Origin of the sequence: Pseudomonas shahriarae, assembly GCF_014268455.2 — a bacterium.
GTDB lineage: Bacteria > Pseudomonadota > Gammaproteobacteria > Pseudomonadales > Pseudomonadaceae > Aquipseudomonas > Aquipseudomonas shahriarae.
Window position 1 is genome coordinate 4,192,709 of the sequence record NZ_CP077085.1, and the last position, 16,861, is coordinate 4,209,569.

Sequence of the window (16,861 nt, forward strand, 5' to 3'; positions counted from 1 at the left end):
TACTGGGGAGACGTTATCCAATGGCCCATTTCGACTGGCACCTCTCTTTACCGCTTCACTTCGGCCAAGCCGAGTCCTCGCAGATGAATCTGCTCAGGGCCTTGCCCGGCGACACGCTGCGCGCGGTGTTCGAAACCTTTGTCCAGCAACGTTTTCGCCAGGCACATGGTGCTGACATTCGTCATTTCATGCCGGAACTGTTTGGCGTAAGTAGCGCGTCTGGCGAACTTTGCGCCGTCGCCGGTGTGCGTCTGGCCAAGACTGAACCCTTGTTTCTGGAGCGGTATCTGGACGCGTCGATTGAAGCGCTGATCGGCACGGCAGCCGAGTGCCCCGTCGAGCGCACCGGCATCGTCGAGGTGGGCAATCTGGCGGCCAGTGACAACGGCAGCGCACGTCTGAGCATCATTACCCTCACTTATCTGCTGGCCATGGGCGGCCTGGAATGGGTGGCCTTTACCGGCAATATCGGGCTGGTCAACAGCTTCCATCGCCTGGGATTAAAACCGCTGACGCTCTGCGCCGCCGACCCCGAGCGGCTAGGCGCTGACCGCCACAGTTGGGGCAGCTATTACGACAGCAAGCCCTGGGTGCATGTAGGCAACATCCGCGCAGGCTTTGTCCACCTACGCAATATCGGCGTGTTCAACCGCCTGGGGTTGCCCACATCGCTTGAGGAGGCCACTTATGTCGCCTGAAATGGAACGCTTCAAGGAGATCCTGCGCAGCCACGCTGAATGCACGCCACACACCACCGCCCTGTGGGGCGATCAGTTGAAGCTGGACTATGCCACCCTGTACGCCGAGCTTAACTATCGCCAACAGCGACTGCGCGATGAGGGCATCAAGGTGGTCGCGCTGGCGCTGGACAATGGCGTCGAAGCGATGCTCTGGGATCTGGCCACGCTGTTCGAAGGGTTGACGTGCCTGACGCTGCCGCCGTTTTTCACCCCGGCTCAACGCAAGCATTGCCTGGAACAAAGCCAGGCAGAGCTGGTGATTGCCGAACCGCAACTGGAGGCAGAACTGCAAACCGCCGGTTTCGAGAAAACCGGCGAGTTCTGGCGCAAAAACCTCAACGGTGCGTCCGGCTTACCCGAACACACCGCCAAACTGACGTTTACCTCGGGAACCACCGGTACCCCCAAAGGCGTGTGCCTGAGCGCCGAGAGTATTTTGAGGGTTGCCCGCGAGCTGTATCAGGCCAGCCAACCCAACGATCCACGGCACCACCTCGCGGTGCTGCCCCTGGCAATCCTGTTGGAAAATATCGGTTGTTATGCCGCCCTTTATGCCGGCGTCACCCTGAGCCTGCCAAGCCAGAGCGTGTTGGGGATTCAAGGGGCCAGCGGCGTCGACGTCCCGCAATTGCTCGGCTGCCTGGCCGCCCGCGCCCCCGAAAGCCTGATTCTGGTGCCGCAGCTTCTCCTGCTGCTGGTCAACGCTGGCGAACAAAAAGCCTTCAATCCTCAAACCCTGCGTTTTGCCGCCGTGGGCGGTGCGCGGGTTTCAGAAGAACTGCTGCACCGTGCGCACACCCTCGGCATGCGTGTCTACGAAGGCTACGGCCTGTCGGAGTGTACGTCGGTGGTGTGCCTCAACCACCCCGAGGCCCATCGTCCCGGCAGTGTCGGCAAACCCCTGCCTCACGTAGAGGTACGTCTGGCTGAAGATGGCGAAGTGCTGATCAAGGGTTCTACCTTGCTCGGTTATTTGGGCGAGCCCGCTGGCGTCGATCAATGGTGGTCCAGCGGCGATCTGGGCGAATTTGACGCCGACGGTTTCCTCTATCTCAAGGGGCGCAAAAAGCATCAATTTGTCACCAGCTTCGGGCGCAACGTGAATCCGGAATGGGTCGAGGCCGAACTGACCCAACGCCGGCATATCGCCCAGGCCTTCTTCTACGGCGAAGCCATGCCAAGCAACCATGCGCTGCTGTGGCCCCATCGCCCCGATTGCACCGATGACGAACTGGCGGCCGCGGTGGCCCAGGCCAACGAGGCCCTGCCCCAATACGCCCAGGTCCATCACTGGACCCGGCTGCCTCAACCGTTCACGCCCGCTAATGGTCTGCTGACCGCCAATGGCAGGCCGCGCCGCGACGCCATTGTTGAGCGTTACCAGGCGCAATTGACTGTATCGACCCCTTCCGAGGTATCCGCATCATGAGTTTTTTCGACACTCTGCAAATCGCCACTCAAGCAGAACGCAACGAGCTGTTCACCCTACCGGTCATCCGCGATGCCCTTGAGGGCAAGGTCAGCCTGGAGAGCTATCGGGCGTTTCTGACCCAGGCGTACTACCACGTACGCCACACTGTGCCGTTGATGATGGCCTGTGGCGCGCGCCTGCCGACGCGCCTGGAATGGCTGCGTGAAGCAGTCTGTGAGTACATCGAAGAAGAATACGGCCATGAAAAATGGGTGCTCAACGACATCCAGGCCTGTGGCGGCGACAAAGAGGCGGTACGCGACGGTCATCCGTCCCTGCCCATCGAGTTGATGACCAGTTTCCTCTACGACCTGATCGCCCGGGATAACCCGGTAGGTCTGTTTGGCATGGTCAACGTCCTCGAAGGCACCAGCATCGCCCTTGCCACCCACACCGCCGGGGCCATTCGCGATCGCCTTGAGCTGCCGGAAACCGCCTTCAGCTACCTCAGCTCCCACGGCTCCCTGGATATCGGGCACATGCAGACTTACCGCCGACTGATGGACAAACTGCAGGACCCGAGTGATCAGGCGGCGGTCATTCATGCCTCCAAAGTGGTCTACAAACTCTACACCGACATGTTCCGTGGCTTGCCGCGTGACGGGGAGAGCCTGCATGCGCCTGTCTGAGGCTCGCGTGGTCTTGACCGGCGCCAGCGGCGGCATTGGCGCGGCGATTGCTGACGCACTGTGCGCCAACGGCGCCCAGGTGCTGGCCGTCGCCCGCCACCGCGAGTCGTTGGCGCCGCTGCTCGAGCGCTATCCACAGCAGGTGTTCTGGATTGGCGCCGACCTGACGTTCCTGGCAGACCGTCGCAAGGTGCTGACCGCTGCGCAGGCAATGGGCGGTATCAACCTGCTGATCAACGCCGCCGGGGTCAATCACTTCGCCATGCTGGAGCAGCTCGAGGACAGCGATATCAACGCCATGCTGGCAGTCAACATCAGCGCGCCTATCTGCCTGACGAAAATCCTCCTGCCACTGCTCAAGCAAGCCAGCAGCGCGATGGTCGTCAACGTTGGCTCCACCTATGGCTCGATTGGCTACCCCGGCTACGCCAGCTACTGCGCAAGCAAATTTGCCTTGCGTGGATTTTCCGAAGCCTTGCGCCGTGAGCTGTCAGACACCCGCGTGGGTGTGTTGTATGTCGCGCCACGCGCCACCAGCACCCCCATGAACAGTCCGGCCGCGCAGGCGCTCAACGACGCCCTCAACGCGAATGTCGACGACCCTCAAACCGTGGCCTCGGCCGTGATCCGCGCCATTGCCGGTGACCATCGCGAGTTGTACCTGGGCTGGCCGGAACGGTTTTTTGTACGCCTCAACAGCCTGCTGCCCAACCTGATTGACCGAAGCTTGCGCAAGCACCTACCCCTGATCCGTCGCCTGAGCCAAAAGACTGACAACGAGGACCTCAATCCATGAAAAACACCCTCTGCTTGCTATTACTCGGCGCGTTGAGCCCGGCCGTCTGGGCCCTGGACGCCGCTGACCAGCAACGCCTCAACGACATCCAGCAGCGCTGGGCGCATATTCAATACGAATTACCCGCCGACCAGCGCGCGGCGAAGTTCGAGCAACTCGCCACCCAAGCCAGCGCCTTTACCCAGGACCGCCAATCCGTCGCCGAGGCCTGGATCTGGTCCGGTATCGTCACCAGCAGTTGGGCTGGCGCCCAGGGTGGGCTCGGCGCGTTGAGCAAGGTCAAGGAGGCGAAGATCGACCTGGAAAAAGCCCTCTCCCTGGACCCCAAAGCCTTGCAAGGCTCGGCCTACACCAGCCTCGCCGCGCTGTATGATCGGGTACCGGGCTGGCCTATTGGTTTCGGCGATTCGGACAAAGCACAACAATTGCTCGAGCAAGCATTGCAACTGAACCCAGACGGCATTGATAGTCTGTACTTCTGGGGCGATCACCTTTACCGTCAAAAACGCTACCCCCAAGCCAGACAGGCGCTACAAAAAGCCCTGCAGGCAGCCCCGAGGCCAGGCCGTGAAACCGCTGACGCCGGGCGCCGCACGGAAATCGAAGCGTTACTGCAGCACGTGAACCAGAAACTCGACTGACAGGAGTCCGTGTGCGCTTACTACTGATCGAGGATGACATGAGCCTGGGCGAAGGTATTCACCAGGCCCTCACGCGCGAGGGCTACACCGTCGACTGGTTGCAGGACGGCAGCAGCGGCTTGCACGCACTGCTCAGCGAAACGTTTGATCTGGCCGTGCTCGACCTCGGTCTGCCACGAATGGACGGGCTCGACGTCCTGCGTCGCCTGCGTGACAGTGGCTCCAACCTGCCGGTCCTGATCCTCACGGCCCGGGACGCCACCGAGGACCGTATCGCCGGCCTGGATGCCGGAGCGGATGACTACCTGATAAAACCGTTCGCCCTCGCAGAACTCAAAGCCCGGATACGGGCCTTGTTGCGACGCAGCGCTGGCCGGGCCCAGATGCTGATTGAACACGCGGGCATCAGCCTGAACCCCGGTACCCAGCAAGTCAGCTATCTGGGCGAGCCCGTGGCCTTGACCCCCAAGGAGTATCAGTTACTCCATGAATTGCTTTCCCCTCCTGGCCGGGTCATGACCCGCGATCAACTGATGCAGATACTCTACGGCTGGAGCGAGGAGGCGGAAAGCAACACGCTGGAAGTGCATATCCATCATCTGCGCAAGAAGTTTTCCAGCCAGTTGATCCGAACGATCCGTGGTGTCGGCTATCTGGTGGACGAACGCCCATGACCTCCATTCGCCAGCGCACGCTCACCTTGATTCTTGGCCTGCTGTTCCTCGGTCTACTGATCATGACCGCCGTCAACCTGCATGACAGCAATCATGAAATTGACGAGGTCTACGACGCCCAACTGGCGCAAAACGCGCGTCTGTTGCAAGGCGTGATGCGCATGCCAATGGCCAGTAAGGAGCAAGCAGAGCTATACCAGGCGTTCAATCAAGCGCTGGGGCTTGCCGTGCCTAAGGTCGATGGCCATCCGTATGAAAGCAAGATCGCGTTCCAGGTCTGGAACTCGGACGGCACGTTGCTGGTTCACACCGCCAGCGCACCCGCGTTTACCTCACCACCGAGCAAGGCCGGTTTCAGCGCCATCACGGACGTCAACAACCGAGCATGGCGCGCGTTTGTCTTGGAGGATGCGCAATATAATTTGAAGATTTGGGTGGGCGAGCGTGACGACGTGCGTGACGATCTGGTGAATCGGATTGTCCGCCATACGGTGTTGCCCAATCTGATTGGCTGCGTGCTGCTTGCCGCAGTGATCTGGCTGGCGATTGGCTGGGGCTTGAAACCCCTGGTCAACATGGCGCAAACCCTGCGTGCGCGGCATCCAGGCTCGCTTGAACCCTTGCACTTGAATCCATTGCCCACTGAACTGGAGCCCATGCAGGCGGCCCTTAACCGCGTGCTCGCACAAATCCAGGAGGTCATGGGACGCGAGCGGCGTTTTATCGCCGACGCCGCCCATGAGATGCGCACACCGTTGGCGGTGCTTAAAGTTCACGCAGAAAACCTGAAGGACGCCGCTAGCGAGGATGATCGACGCGCGTCCCTTGAGCACCTCATGGCAGGTGTCGACCGTACTACCCGACTGGTCAATCAACTACTGACGATGGCCCGTATTGAACCCCGCACCTCCGCCCTTGAGGCGCCAAAAACAGATCTGGTGGCGACAGTCCGGGACAGTCTGGTGCAGATGACACCCTGGCTCTTGAGCAAGGAACTTGAGCTGGTGTTCGACCCTGTCGAAGAAGTCGGCCTGGTCAAAGTCGACACCGGGATCATCCAGATTGCCTTGAACAATTTGGTGAGCAATGCGGCAAACTTTTCCCCGCCTGGAGGGCTCATCACCGTCGGGCTGGCCAAACACCACGATCACTACGAGTTGAGTGTCGAAGACCAGGGGCCGGGCATTGATGAAGCAGAACGTGATCGACTGTTTGAGCGCTTCTACAGCCGTGGCAATGACCACGGCGCAGGCCTGGGCCTGACCATCGTGCAATCCATCGCAAATCGCCTGGGTGGACAGGTCCGCTTGGAAAACCGGCCATCGGGTGGTTTACGGGCAACCTTTGAGTTTGCCCGGCTTTAGGTCGGTGCATGCCCGTAAAAGCATTTGGCCAAGCCCACTCGCCCGAGTGCTGAGCTGATATCATCGAAAGATTAACGCGCCGAGTAAACAGCATGAACCGTCGTAAAAAGATCAATCAGTTATTAAAAGCCAACGCCAAAAAGGCCAGTGCCAAACTGGCCCCCAAAAGCAAAGACAAGTACATCAGCAAGGCTGACCGCTTGAAGCTGGAAGCGCAGCCGCCTCAGGACCCGACAACTTCCCCTGACACGCCCAACTGATTCAGGGCACTCTACGCCGGCGCAACAGTCTGCTATCAGACACCCACACTCGCCCGGCGGAGCTTCCCATGATGATTGTTCACCACCTCAACAACTCACGCTCGCAGCGCATTCTCTGGCTGCTCGAAGAACTCGGCCTGCCCTACGCGCTCAAGCGCTACCAGCGCGACCCAAAAACCAACCTCGCACCACCAGAGCTCAAGGCGATCAACGCGCTGGGCAAATCGCCGGTGCTTGAAGATGGCAGCCGCGTGGTGATCGAGTCCGGCGCCATTGTTGACTACCTGATCCGCCGCCATGGCCAGGGTCGCCTGCAACCCGACCCGGCCACGGCCGCCTACGACACCTACGTGCAATGGCTGCACTTTGCCGAAGGCTCGGCCATGCTGCCGCTGATGCTCAACCTGTACGTCGGCCGCCTGGGTGATGCCGGTGCGCCGTTGCACCCGCGGATCGAGTCGGAACTGGCCAACTACCTGGGTTACCTGAACGACGCCCTGGCGCAGTCACCGTACCTGCTGGGTGAGGAACTGAGCGGTGCGGATATCCAGATGAGCTTCATTGGCGAAATCGCCAAGGCCCAGGGCAAGCTGCCGGCGTACCCGAACCTCGCGGCGTGGGTCCAGCGGTTCCAGGCCCGGCCGGCCTATCGCAAGGCGCTGGAACAGGGTGGGGAATACGCGTTTGCCCAGTAAATCACCGGGCATTTGACTGCCCTTCCAAAGCCGGCATAATTGCCGGCTTTTTTTGGGACGTCTCCATGCAACGGATTGTAATTCTGGGCAACGCCGGCAGCGGCAAATCCACCCTCGCCCGCGCCCTTGGCCAGCGCCTGGGCCTGCCCGTGGTGCACCTGGATACCCTGTTCTGGGAACCCAACTGGGTCGAGACCGACGCCGAACAATTCCGCACGCGGGTACGCGAAGCCGTTGCGTCGGACACCTGGGTGTGTGAAGGCAACTATGCCCGACGCACCTTCGACCTACGCCTGCCCCGTGCCGACCTGATCATCTGGCTGGATACACCGCGACTCACCTGTTTCACCCGGGTACTGATACGCAGCGCCATGAAACGCCCTCGCGCGGATCGGCCCGTGGGGTGTACCGACAAGCTCGACCGGGAGTTTCTGACCTTTTTGAGTTTTGTATGGAATTTTGATCGCGGCTATCGGCCGGGTATCGAGGCGATGCGCCTGGCAGTGGGGCCGGATGTTCCGACAGTGCATTTGCGCGGTAACCGGCAGGTGGCAGATTTTCTCGACCGCTTGCCCGGCCTTGCCATCGGCGTGTGATAACGTGCGCCCAGGCCCACCGTGCAGGCACGTGCCCCATGTCCATCGCCGATAATCTGCTCGCCTTTACCCTCGCCGCCACCCTCCTGACCCTCACTCCCGGGCTCGACACCGCGCTGGTGTTGCGTACCTCGACGGTGGAAGGCAAGCAGCAGGCATTGCGTGCGGCATTGGGTATCAATGCGGGCTGTTTCTTATGGGGCGCGGCGGTGGCCTTTGGTTTGGGTGCGTTGATCGCGGTGTCGGAGGTGGCCTTCAACCTCTTGAAGTACTGCGGCGCCGCTTATCTGGCCTGGCTGGGCCTGAATATGCTACTGCGCCCACGCACCTCCCTGACGGTCGGTGAGGCTCATGCCCAACCCGGCACCCGCTGGTTCTTGAAAGGCATGCTGGGCAATGTGCTCAATCCCAAGATCGGGATTTTCTATGTGTCGTTCCTGCCGCAGTTCATTCCCCAGGGCCATTCGTTGATCGCCTGGACATTCGGCCTGGTGAGCATCCATGTGGTGCTCGGCATGGCGTGGTCGTTGACCCTGATCGGCGCCACCCAGCCACTGGCCGCAGTGCTGCGCCGGGGCAAGGTGATCACCTGGATGGACCGCAGCACCGGCCTGCTTTTTGTGCTGTTCGCGGCCCGCCTGGCATTGAGCAAACGCTAGTCAGGGCTTCGACGAAGATCAAGGTGGGCGCTGTCGAGCCCCTGGATCACTGCGGCTTCGGGGCCGTCATGTACTGGCTGAAGTTGTTGATGTGATCATCCAGATTGTCTTCCAGCATCATCCGGTACTGCTCACAGAAGTACTTCAACATCGCTTCCCGCGCCTCGGCCATTTCCGCGCCGGACTTGAAGTTGCGCGCACTGGCCCAGGCGTTGAAACGGGTGGTGCCGAACATCATCGAGGCACTGACCTGGCCCAGGTTCTCGAGGGTTTTCAGTTGCTCGTTCGACAGTTCGATATGCGCGTCGGCGCGGTCGTAGAAGGCTTGGTCGGTAGCGTCTGGCATGGTGGAACACCTGGGTTGGATAAATGAGTCATTGAAACATTTGCGGCAGGCAAGACCCTAGACCGAGTTCGTCGCCTCCAGCAACTGTGTGATCCAGCGCACCTCTTGCGCCAGTTCCTGCACTTTCTGTTCGGGCAACGCTTGTCGGGCCTGGGCCAACTGATCCAGGGTACGTTGCTTGTAGCGCAGCAGGCGTTGCCATTTGGCCAGGAACGCCGGGCTGCGGGCCTGCATCTGCAGGGGCCCGAAGTACAGCTGCTCGGCGCTGTAGCTCACCGGCCCGCTGCGCTCGGCGACGATGATTTCGTAGTCGAAGCGGTTTTCCCGTAGCAGTTCCTCGCAGAGGATGCGATAGCCGTTGTCCATCAGCCACAGGCGCAGCGGTTGTTCGCCGCCGTTGGGTTGCAGGATCAGGCGTTCCCGGCCGCTCAGATGCGCCTTGCCGCGCTCGAGGATATCGCGGATGGTCTCGCCGCCCATGCCGCAGATGCTGACTGCGTCGAGCAGGTCGGCCGGTTCGATAGCCGCCAGGCCATCGGCCAGGCGCACATGGATGTGCAGTTCGTGGCCGTTGTCGCACACCGTGCGCTGGGCGGCGCGGAACGGCGTCAACGCCACCTCGCCGGCCACTGCCGCGACAATCGCGCCACGGTTCATCAACGCCACCGGCAGGTAGGCGTGATCCGAGCCGATATCAGCCAGGCGCGCGCCGGCCGGTACCTGGGCCGCCACGCGCTCCAGGCGCTTGGACAATGTGTTGTGGTTCAACTGCTGTTCCTTTTCGCGGCACTTTTGCCCTCAGTGCGGGCGCGCATGATGCGCGGTGCGCGCCGCAGGGTAAAGCGCCGCCGTCGGTGCCCGTCAGGCGAGCGCCTTGTACAGGCCCACGGCATTGCCATAGGACACGGCCTGCGCCTGGGCAATGGCCTGGCGCAGGCTGAGCAGCTCGCGCAGAAAGCGGTTGCAGCAAAGATCGGGCAGGACTATAAAACCTCAACTTAACTTGAGGGCAACCCCCATGGCAGCAGAAAAGAACCCGGACGGTGTGCGCTCCCTCACCATCGGCGAGGTGGCCAGGCGCAGTGGCGTACCCATCTCCACCCTGCACTTCTACGAGTCCAAGGGCTTGATCGCCAGCACCCGCAACGCCGGCAACCAGCGGCGCTTCCCGTCGCTGGTGCTGCGCAGCATTGCGATTATCAAAGTGGCGCAACGCACCGGCATTCCGCTGGAAGAGATCAAACGCGCCATGGGCCGCTATCCGCCGAACAGCAAATTGACGGCCGCGCAATGGGGAGAAATGTCCTCGGCCTGGCGCGACAACCTCAACGAACGCATCCGAACCCTGGAAGCCCTGCGCGACAGCCTGGACAACTGCATTGGCTGCGGCTGCCTGTCGCTCAACGACTGCCCGTTGCGCAACCCCGGCGATACCTTGAGCCAGGAAGGACCGGGGCCGAGAATCCTCGAACGCGCCGCTGCCGCATCTGAAATGCAATCCTCCAAACCCTGAAAATCGAGGCGGGAACTGTCGAGCCCTGACGAGGCTGCGATGGCGGCGGTATTGCTGGGGTTGATGTTGGCTGAACTACCGCTATCGCAGGCAAGCCAGCTCCCACCTTGGATCTTCAGCACATTGAGTACCGTATGCATCCTGCGGTAGCAGTGAAATGCAATCCTCCCCCCCTGAAGATCGAGGTGGGAGCTGTCGAGCCCCAGCGAGGCTGCGATGGCGGCGGCATTGCTGGGGTTGATGTCGGCTGACCCGCCGCTATCGCTGGCAAGCCAGCTCCCACCTTGGATCTTCAGCACATTGAGCATCGTATGCATCCTGCGGTGACAGCTGAAATGCAATCCTCCACCCGCTGAAGATCGAGGTGGGAGCTGTCGAGCCCCAGCGAGGCTGCGATGGCGGCAGCATTGCTGGGATTGATGTTGGCTGACCCACCGCTATCGCAGGCAAGCCAGCTCCCACATTGGGTCCTCAGTACATTGAGTACCGTATGCATCCTGCGGTGGTAGTGAAATGCAATCTTCCAACCCCTGAAGATCGAGGTGGGAGCTATCGAGCCCCGGCGAGGCTGCGATGGCGGCGGCATTGCTGGGATTGATATTGGCTGACCCACCGCTATCGCAGGCAAGCCAGCTCCCACCTTGGATCTTCAGTACATTGAGTACCGTATGCATCCTGCGGTGGCAGCTGAAATGCAATCTTCCAAACCCTGAAGATCGAGGTGGGAGCTGTCGAGCCCCGGCGAGGCTGCGATGGCGGCGGCATTGCTGGGATTGATATTGGCTGACCCACCGCTATCGCAGGCAAGCCAGCTCCCACCTTGGATCTTCAGCACATTGAGCACCGTATGCATCCTGCGGTGGTAGTGAAATGCAATCTTCCAACCCCTGAAGATCGAGGTGGGAGCTGTCGAGCCCCGGCGAGGCTGCGATGGCGGCGGTATTGCTGGGATTGATGTCGGCTGACCCGCCGCTATCGCTGGCAAGCCCCCCACATTGGATCTTCATTGCCTTGGCAGGTCGGTGCTGACTACGCCGATGACACTTTTGAAGTAAGCCGCCCCGGGCACTTTCCTGATAATCGAACGATTACTGACGAAATGCCGAGGCCCCGCCATGACGCGTGCATCCACCGAACAGGTCCCGCCGCAAACCCTGAGAAAAGTCATCGTCGCCGCCGGTATCGGCAACTTTGTCGAGTGGTTCGACTTCGCCGTGTATGGCTTTCTCGCCACCACCATCGCCCAGCAGTTTTTCCCCAGTGGCGATGCCAGTGCGGCGTTGCTCAAGACCTTCGCGGTGTTTGCCGTGGCCTTTGCCTTTCGGCCTCTGGGCGGGATTTTCTTTGGCATGCTGGGCGATCGCATTGGCCGCAAGCGCACCCTGGCGATGACGATTTTGCTGATGGCCGGGGCCACGACCCTGATCGGCCTGCTGCCCACGTATGCCGCGATTGGCGTCACGGCGCCGATCCTGTTGTCGCTGATCCGTTGTGCCCAGGGCTTTTCCGCCGGCGGTGAATACGCCGGCGCCTGCGCCTACCTGATGGAGCACGCGCCCAGCGATAAACGGGCGTGGTATGGCAGCTTTATCCCGGTATCGACCTTTGCCGCCTTTGCCTCGGCGGCGGTGGTGGCCTATGCGCTGGAGGCTTCGCTGTCGGCCGAAGCCATGGGCAGCTGGGGCTGGCGCCTGCCATTCCTGATCGCTGCACCGCTGGGCCTGGTGGGCCTGTACCTGCGCTGGCGGCTGGATGAAACCCCGGCGTTCCAGGCGGTCGAGCAGGAGCACGCGGTGGCCCACTCGCCGCTCAAGGAAACCCTGCGCAACCATGGCGCGGCAATCTGCTGCCTGGGCGCTTTTGTGTCGCTGACGGCGCTGTCGTTTTATATGTTCACCACCTACTTTGCCACGTACCTGCAGGTGGCCGGTGGTTTGAGCCGGGCGACGGCGTTGCTGGTGTCGCTGATTGCGCTGATCTTCGCTGCGGCGATATGCCCGCTGGCCGGCTGGTATTCCGACCGGGTCGGGCGGCGCGTCACAGTAATGACCGCCTGCGGGCTGTTGATGGGGGTGGTATACCCCTCGTTCCTGATGGCCAGTTCAGGCTCGTTCGCCGCGTCCATCATCGGCGTGATGCTGCTGGCGGTGGGCGCAGTATTGTGCGGCGTGGTCACGGCCGCCCTGCTCTCGGAGACCTTCCCGACCCGCACGCGCTACACCGCCTCGGCGATCACCTACAACATGGCCTACACGATCTTCGGCGGCACCGCGCCGCTCGTGGCGACCTGGTTAATCAGCACCACCGGTAGCAACCTGTCACCGGCGTTTTACCTGATTGCCGTGGCCTTGCTCGCGCTGGCCGGCGGCCTGGCCTTGCCGGAGACCTCGCGCATTTCCCTGCACGACGCGTAAGGCGCGAACCTTTCTTGCGCAAACACCGTCCGAGCTAGGGCATCGATGCTTTTCGCCCGCTCGGAGGTTTGTGTTTGAAAGCTGCCATCGTCAAAAAGTACCGCCTGATTATCAAGACCATGGGCTATGTCGGCTGGGCACTGTTCTGGCTGCTGCTGTGGGATATTGCGGTCACCGTGGACTTCATGCTGTTCCTCAACGCCAAGATCAACCTGCCGCTGATGCCCCTGACGCTGCTCGGCTCGGCGCTGGTGGTGCTGATCAGCTTTCGTAACACCAGCGCCTATAACCGCTGGTGGGAGGCGCGCACGCTGTGGGGCGCGATGGTCAATAACTCACGCAGCTTTGCGCGGCAGGTGCTGACGCTGCTGGATGACCCCGACAACGAGGTCAATCCGATCAAGTCGACCTTGCTGCGCCGCCACGTGGCCTATGTGAATTGCCTGGCGTCGCACCTGCGAGGCGAGCCGTGCCCGGAGGAAGTGCGAGCATTTATTCCTGGGGATGAGTTCGCGCGCAACGGCGCTACCAACAACTTTGCCAACGATATCCTCACCGGCTCCGCGGCCCTGCTGGCCCACGAATACAAGGCCGGGCGCCTGGACAGCATTCGCCTGGCGCGGCTGGAATCAACCATGGTCGATCTGTCCAACAGCCAGGGCGGCATGGAGCGCATCGCCAACACACCACTGCCCTACCCCTATGTGTATTTCCCCCGGCTGTTTATTTCGCTGTTCTGCCTGATCGTACCAGTGGGGCTGGTGGAGTCCCTGGGCTGGTTCACCCCACTGGCATCCACGGTGGTGGGTTTTATGCTGCTGGCCATCGAACGCATCGGCACCGACCTGCAAAGCCCGTTTCGCTCCAGCGAGCACCAGATCCAGACAGAGGCCATCTGCGAAACCATCGAGAAAAACCTGCAGTCGATGCAGCGGGATTCGTTGGGGGATGTTCGCAGGGGCCATTAAAAAGCCTGCATTTTTCGAGCGCATAGATAATAATGAGTCGCATTAAACATTTCGTTTATCACAGTGCGCTCTTCCCTGCAGAGTGAGCGTCGCATTAATCAGAAGGATCTCTATGCAAAGCTTTTACCTGCACTCGATGCGCCTGCTGGGCGCACTTTTTTTGCTTGCCTGTACGCTAAGTGCCCAAGCCGCCACCGATGAAACCGACCATTCGGCCACCTTCGAAAAAAACCACCAGTCGTACGTGATCAATGCCGATGGCAGCTTTGTCCAGATGGTTGAGTTGGTCACGCGGATCAATGAAGAGCGAGCGATCAAAGACAACGCACAGCGTTCGCTGAGCTACAACCGCTCCCTGGAAAACCTCGAGGTGCTTGAAGCCTTCACCCAAAAGCCCGACGGCCGCAGGTGAAGGTGGGCGCCGAGCAGATCAAGGAACAACAGGAGACCGCCTCGTCCGAGGCGCCGATGTTCCAGGACTCGCGGGTCAAAGTGGTGATATTTCCAGAGGTAGCGGTCGGTGACCGGCTGGTCCTGCGCTACCAGCGCCAGCGCACCACTGCCCTGTTCCCGCAGCAGTTCGAAGACTTCTACGTGCCGGACTTCTACGATGCCGAGCAGTTGAGCCTGAGCTACGACTTGCCAGCCGACAAGCCGCTGTTCGTCGATGCCCGGGGCTTCAAGGCCAGCACCCCGGCCGCGGCTGCCGGGCGCAAGGTGTACCGTTGGGACTACGTACCACAGGAAAAGGCGCGCATGGAAACCGGCGCCGTGTCCTACGTCGATTACGGCCAATTCCTCGCGGTCTCGACGTTCGCCAGCTACAAGGACTTTGCCCAGGCCTATGAGGCCAGGGCCCAGGTCGAAGTGACGCCGGCCATTGCCGCCTTGGCCAAGCAACTTACGGCCAACCTGAGCACCCCGCGCAGCAAAGCCCTGGCCCTGAGCGACTGGGTTCGTAAGAACATTCGTTATGTAGCGGTGTATGTCGGCGCGGGCGGCGTAGTACCGCACCCAGCCCAGGCCGTGCTGGACAACCGCTATGGCGACTGCAAGGACCATGTGGCCCTGCTGGAAGCCATGCTGCGCGCGGTAGCGATCGAGAGCTCGCCGGTGCTGGTCAACCTGGGTAACAGCTACACCCTGGCCAAAGTGCCCACCCTGGGTGTGCTCAACCATGCGATCACTTATGTGCCGGCCCTGGATCTGTACCTGGACTCCACCGCCACAGCCATTGCCGCGGGCTACCTGCCGATCCCGGTGCTGGGCAAGCCAGTACTGTTGACGCAGTCCGGCGAAATGGCCAAGACCCCGGCCGCGCAAACCGGCAAGGTCACCAACGACCTACTGTTCAAGGTCGACAGCAACGGCGCGGCGGACTTTGTGCATGCCACCACCGTGGAAGGCTGGGGCTCAGAGTTCAATCGCTACCTGCTCAATGCAATGAAACCGGCTGACCGCGACTCGATGATCCGCAACGTCCTCGGCTGGTACGGGCAAACGGGCCAGGGCACGTTCAAAAGCGACTCCTTGCAGGATGAAGTCAACCCGTTCAAGAACACCCTTGAAGGGCGCACCGACAACCTGGTCAACCTGCCAGGCCCGACCGGCGTGCCGGCGCTCAGCAGCCTGGTCGGCGGCATTGCGCAGAACGTGTTTGCCTTCGCCTCGGAAAAAGACCGCACCCAAGAGTTCGGTTGCCTCTCGGGAGAAACCCAGGAGCAGGCCCGTTTCGAGTTCCCCAAGGAAGTCATCGTCCTCGCCGTGCCCAAGCCACAGTCCCTGCAACAGGCCGGCTTTGACTACCAGGCCACCTACGCCAAGGAAGGCAACACGGTGCTGATCACCCGCCACTTCAAGTTCGCCCATGCCAATACCGTGTGCAGCCCCGAGGACTTCAAGGCGATGAAGCCGGTGATCGAAAGCATGGTCAACGACCTGAAGAGCCAGATCATCGTGCAGACGCTGTAACTCCCAAGGTCATGCCGGCTGGTGACTGGTCACGCAGTGAATACCACCACCGCCGGCTGCAATCGCGTCGATATCCAGTTGCACCACCTTGCGCCCCGGATAGAGCCTGGACAGCAAGTCAAAGGCCTTGCGGTCGGCGACTTTGTCGCCAAACTGCGGCGCAATCACCGCGCCGTTGATCACGAAGTAGTTGATGTAGCCGGCGGCATAGTCCGGGTTATCCCGACTGAACCGGTTGCGACGCGGGTTCAGCGGTGGCGACACGGTGTGTATTTGCAGCGGCCGGCCATCGGCATCGCTAGCCTGCTTGAGCATGTCCAAGTGGGCCAAGGTCACCTGGTGGTCGTAGGATTCAGGGTCGGTGTCCAGGTTGGCGATGACCACGCCCGGCGAGACAAAGCGTGCGTAAAAGTCGACATGGGCGTCGGTAATGTCCTTGCCCTTGATACCCGGCAACCAGATGATCTTGCGCAAGCCCAGTCGGCTCTTCAGCTCAGCCTCGACGTCGGCCTTGCTCCAGCCGGGGTTGCGGTTGGCATTGATCCAGCTACTTTCGGTCATGATCCCGGTGCCATGGCCATCCACTTCGATGGCACCGCCCTCGCCCACCAGTTCGCTGCGGATGTAAGTTGCGCCTGCCAGCTCGGCAACGTGAGCCGCCAGTTCGGCATCGTCGGCGTGCTGCTGCTTGTTACCCCAGCCGTTGAAGTTGAAGTCCACTGCGCCCAACTGGCCATTGTCATCCACGACAAAGTTGGCGCTGGTGTCACGCATCCAGATGTCATCCAGCTCGGCGTGTACGAAGGTGATGTTACGGGTGCCGCATTTTTCTTCGGCCAGCTCACGCTCATCTTCGCGGCAGAACACCGTGACCGGTTCGTACTCGGCAATCGTACGGGCGATACGGCCCAGGGCGTCCTGCACAGCGGGGGTGAAGTCCTGGTGAATCGCCTCCTGGGCGCCAAAGGCGATAAAGGCGCGCTGGTGCTTCTCGCCCTCATCGGGCATGAACCAGCGGCCTTGGACCGCCGCGTAGACGGGCAGTCCCATGGACGCTGCGGCACCCAGGCCGGCCACCACCGCGGCCTGTTGGATGAATTGGCGACGTGTGCTCATGTGTACCT

18 protein-coding genes and 1 pseudogene are annotated in these 16,861 nt (G+C 61.3%); 16 read left to right on the forward strand and 3 right to left on the reverse strand.

Features of this window, described 5'->3' with window-relative positions; genetic code table 11:
• Positions 1 to 20: 20 nt before the first annotated feature.
• The 11 genes from HU773_RS18600 to HU773_RS18650 all read left to right on the forward strand — a co-directional run bounded on the left by HU773_RS18600 (position 21) and on the right by HU773_RS18650 (position 8,525).
• Complete coding sequence (locus HU773_RS18600; RefSeq protein WP_186626296.1) at positions 21 to 698, forward strand: thermostable hemolysin; 678 nt, start codon at positions 21 to 23, stop codon at positions 696 to 698.
• The gene (locus tag HU773_RS18605) at positions 688 to 2,169 is read left to right on the forward strand and encodes an AMP-binding protein (protein WP_186626297.1); all 1,482 of its coding nucleotides are present in this window, start codon (positions 688 to 690) and stop codon (positions 2,167 to 2,169) included. Before HU773_RS18600 ends, HU773_RS18605 begins: the two co-directional genes overlap by 11 nt.
• Entirely contained in the window at positions 2,166 to 2,840 is a 675-nt protein-coding gene (locus tag HU773_RS18610) for an iron-containing redox enzyme family protein (RefSeq protein ID WP_120733637.1), read from the forward strand. Before HU773_RS18605 ends, HU773_RS18610 begins: the two co-directional genes overlap by 4 nt.
• A complete protein-coding gene (locus HU773_RS18615; protein WP_115128648.1) occupies positions 2,827 to 3,636 on the forward strand; it encodes an SDR family oxidoreductase in 810 nt (269 codons plus the stop codon). Before HU773_RS18610 ends, HU773_RS18615 begins: the two co-directional genes overlap by 14 nt.
• Complete coding sequence (locus tag HU773_RS18620) at positions 3,633 to 4,277, forward strand: tetratricopeptide repeat protein (RefSeq protein ID WP_057960197.1); 645 nt, start codon at positions 3,633 to 3,635, stop codon at positions 4,275 to 4,277. The genes HU773_RS18615 and HU773_RS18620 overlap by 4 nt, the downstream gene beginning before the upstream one ends.
• Positions 4,278 to 4,288: 11 nt before the next feature.
• Entirely contained in the window at positions 4,289 to 4,951 is a 663-nt protein-coding gene (locus tag HU773_RS18625) for a response regulator (protein WP_186626298.1), read from the forward strand.
• The gene (locus HU773_RS18630; protein ID WP_169990199.1) at positions 4,948 to 6,315 is read left to right on the forward strand and encodes a sensor histidine kinase; all 1,368 of its coding nucleotides are present in this window, start codon (positions 4,948 to 4,950) and stop codon (positions 6,313 to 6,315) included. Before HU773_RS18625 ends, HU773_RS18630 begins: the two co-directional genes overlap by 4 nt.
• A 92-nt stretch (positions 6,316 to 6,407) precedes the next feature.
• On the forward strand, positions 6,408 to 6,575 hold the full coding sequence (locus HU773_RS18635; protein WP_081044286.1) for a DUF2986 domain-containing protein: 168 nt from the start codon (positions 6,408 to 6,410) through the stop codon (positions 6,573 to 6,575).
• Positions 6,576 to 6,643: 68 nt separating this feature from the next.
• Positions 6,644 to 7,270: a glutathione S-transferase family protein gene (locus tag HU773_RS18640; protein WP_057438581.1), complete on the forward strand. Its 627-nt coding sequence runs from the start codon at positions 6,644 to 6,646 to the stop codon at positions 7,268 to 7,270.
• Positions 7,271 to 7,335: 65 nt separating this feature from the next.
• Entirely contained in the window at positions 7,336 to 7,866 is a 531-nt protein-coding gene (locus tag HU773_RS18645; RefSeq protein WP_057438580.1) for a P-loop NTPase family protein, read from the forward strand.
• Between the two features lie 38 nt (positions 7,867 to 7,904).
• Positions 7,905 to 8,525: a LysE family translocator gene (locus HU773_RS18650; protein WP_115128650.1), complete on the forward strand. Its 621-nt coding sequence runs from the start codon at positions 7,905 to 7,907 to the stop codon at positions 8,523 to 8,525.
• A 46-nt stretch (positions 8,526 to 8,571) separates the two neighbouring features.
• Here HU773_RS18650 and HU773_RS18655 read toward each other — a convergent pair whose 3' ends face one another.
• Together HU773_RS18655 and HU773_RS18660 are read right to left on the reverse strand one after the other, a co-directional pair.
• Complete coding sequence (locus HU773_RS18655; protein WP_057438578.1) at positions 8,572 to 8,871, reverse strand: DUF3144 domain-containing protein; 300 nt, start codon at positions 8,869 to 8,871, stop codon at positions 8,572 to 8,574.
• A 57-nt stretch (positions 8,872 to 8,928) separates the two neighbouring features.
• On the reverse strand, positions 8,929 to 9,639 hold the full coding sequence (locus HU773_RS18660; protein WP_120733648.1) for a tRNA (adenine(22)-N(1))-methyltransferase: 711 nt from the start codon (positions 9,637 to 9,639) through the stop codon (positions 8,929 to 8,931).
• Here HU773_RS18660 and HU773_RS18665 point away from each other — a divergent pair.
• The 5 genes and pseudogenes from HU773_RS18665 to HU773_RS18685 all read left to right on the forward strand — a co-directional run bounded on the left by HU773_RS18665 (position 9,631) and on the right by HU773_RS18685 (position 15,737).
• Complete coding sequence (locus HU773_RS18665; protein ID WP_186626299.1) at positions 9,631 to 9,873, forward strand: hypothetical protein; 243 nt, start codon at positions 9,631 to 9,633, stop codon at positions 9,871 to 9,873. The two genes, HU773_RS18660 and HU773_RS18665, sit on opposite strands and share 9 nt — an antisense overlap.
• A 16-nt stretch (positions 9,874 to 9,889) precedes the next feature.
• The gene (gene soxR, locus HU773_RS18670; protein WP_120733650.1) at positions 9,890 to 10,384 is read left to right on the forward strand and encodes a redox-sensitive transcriptional activator SoxR; all 495 of its coding nucleotides are present in this window, start codon (positions 9,890 to 9,892) and stop codon (positions 10,382 to 10,384) included.
• 1,115 nt (positions 10,385 to 11,499) lie between these two features.
• The gene (locus HU773_RS18675; RefSeq protein WP_057438575.1) at positions 11,500 to 12,798 is read left to right on the forward strand and encodes an MFS transporter; all 1,299 of its coding nucleotides are present in this window, start codon (positions 11,500 to 11,502) and stop codon (positions 12,796 to 12,798) included.
• A gap of 74 nt (positions 12,799 to 12,872) precedes the next feature.
• A complete protein-coding gene (locus HU773_RS18680) occupies positions 12,873 to 13,766 on the forward strand; it encodes a bestrophin family protein (RefSeq protein ID WP_128592910.1) in 894 nt (297 codons plus the stop codon).
• Between the two features lie 112 nt (positions 13,767 to 13,878).
• Positions 13,879 to 15,737 (forward strand): annotated as a pseudogene (locus HU773_RS18685) (DUF3857 domain-containing transglutaminase family protein).
• A 9-nt stretch (positions 15,738 to 15,746) separates the two neighbouring features.
• On the opposite strand, the gene HU773_RS18690 reads toward HU773_RS18685, so the two are convergent.
• Positions 15,747 to 16,853, reverse strand: a complete 1,107-nt coding sequence (locus HU773_RS18690; RefSeq protein WP_057438574.1) for an agmatine deiminase family protein — start codon at positions 16,851 to 16,853, stop codon at positions 15,747 to 15,749.
• Positions 16,854 to 16,861: the final 8 nt, after the last annotated feature.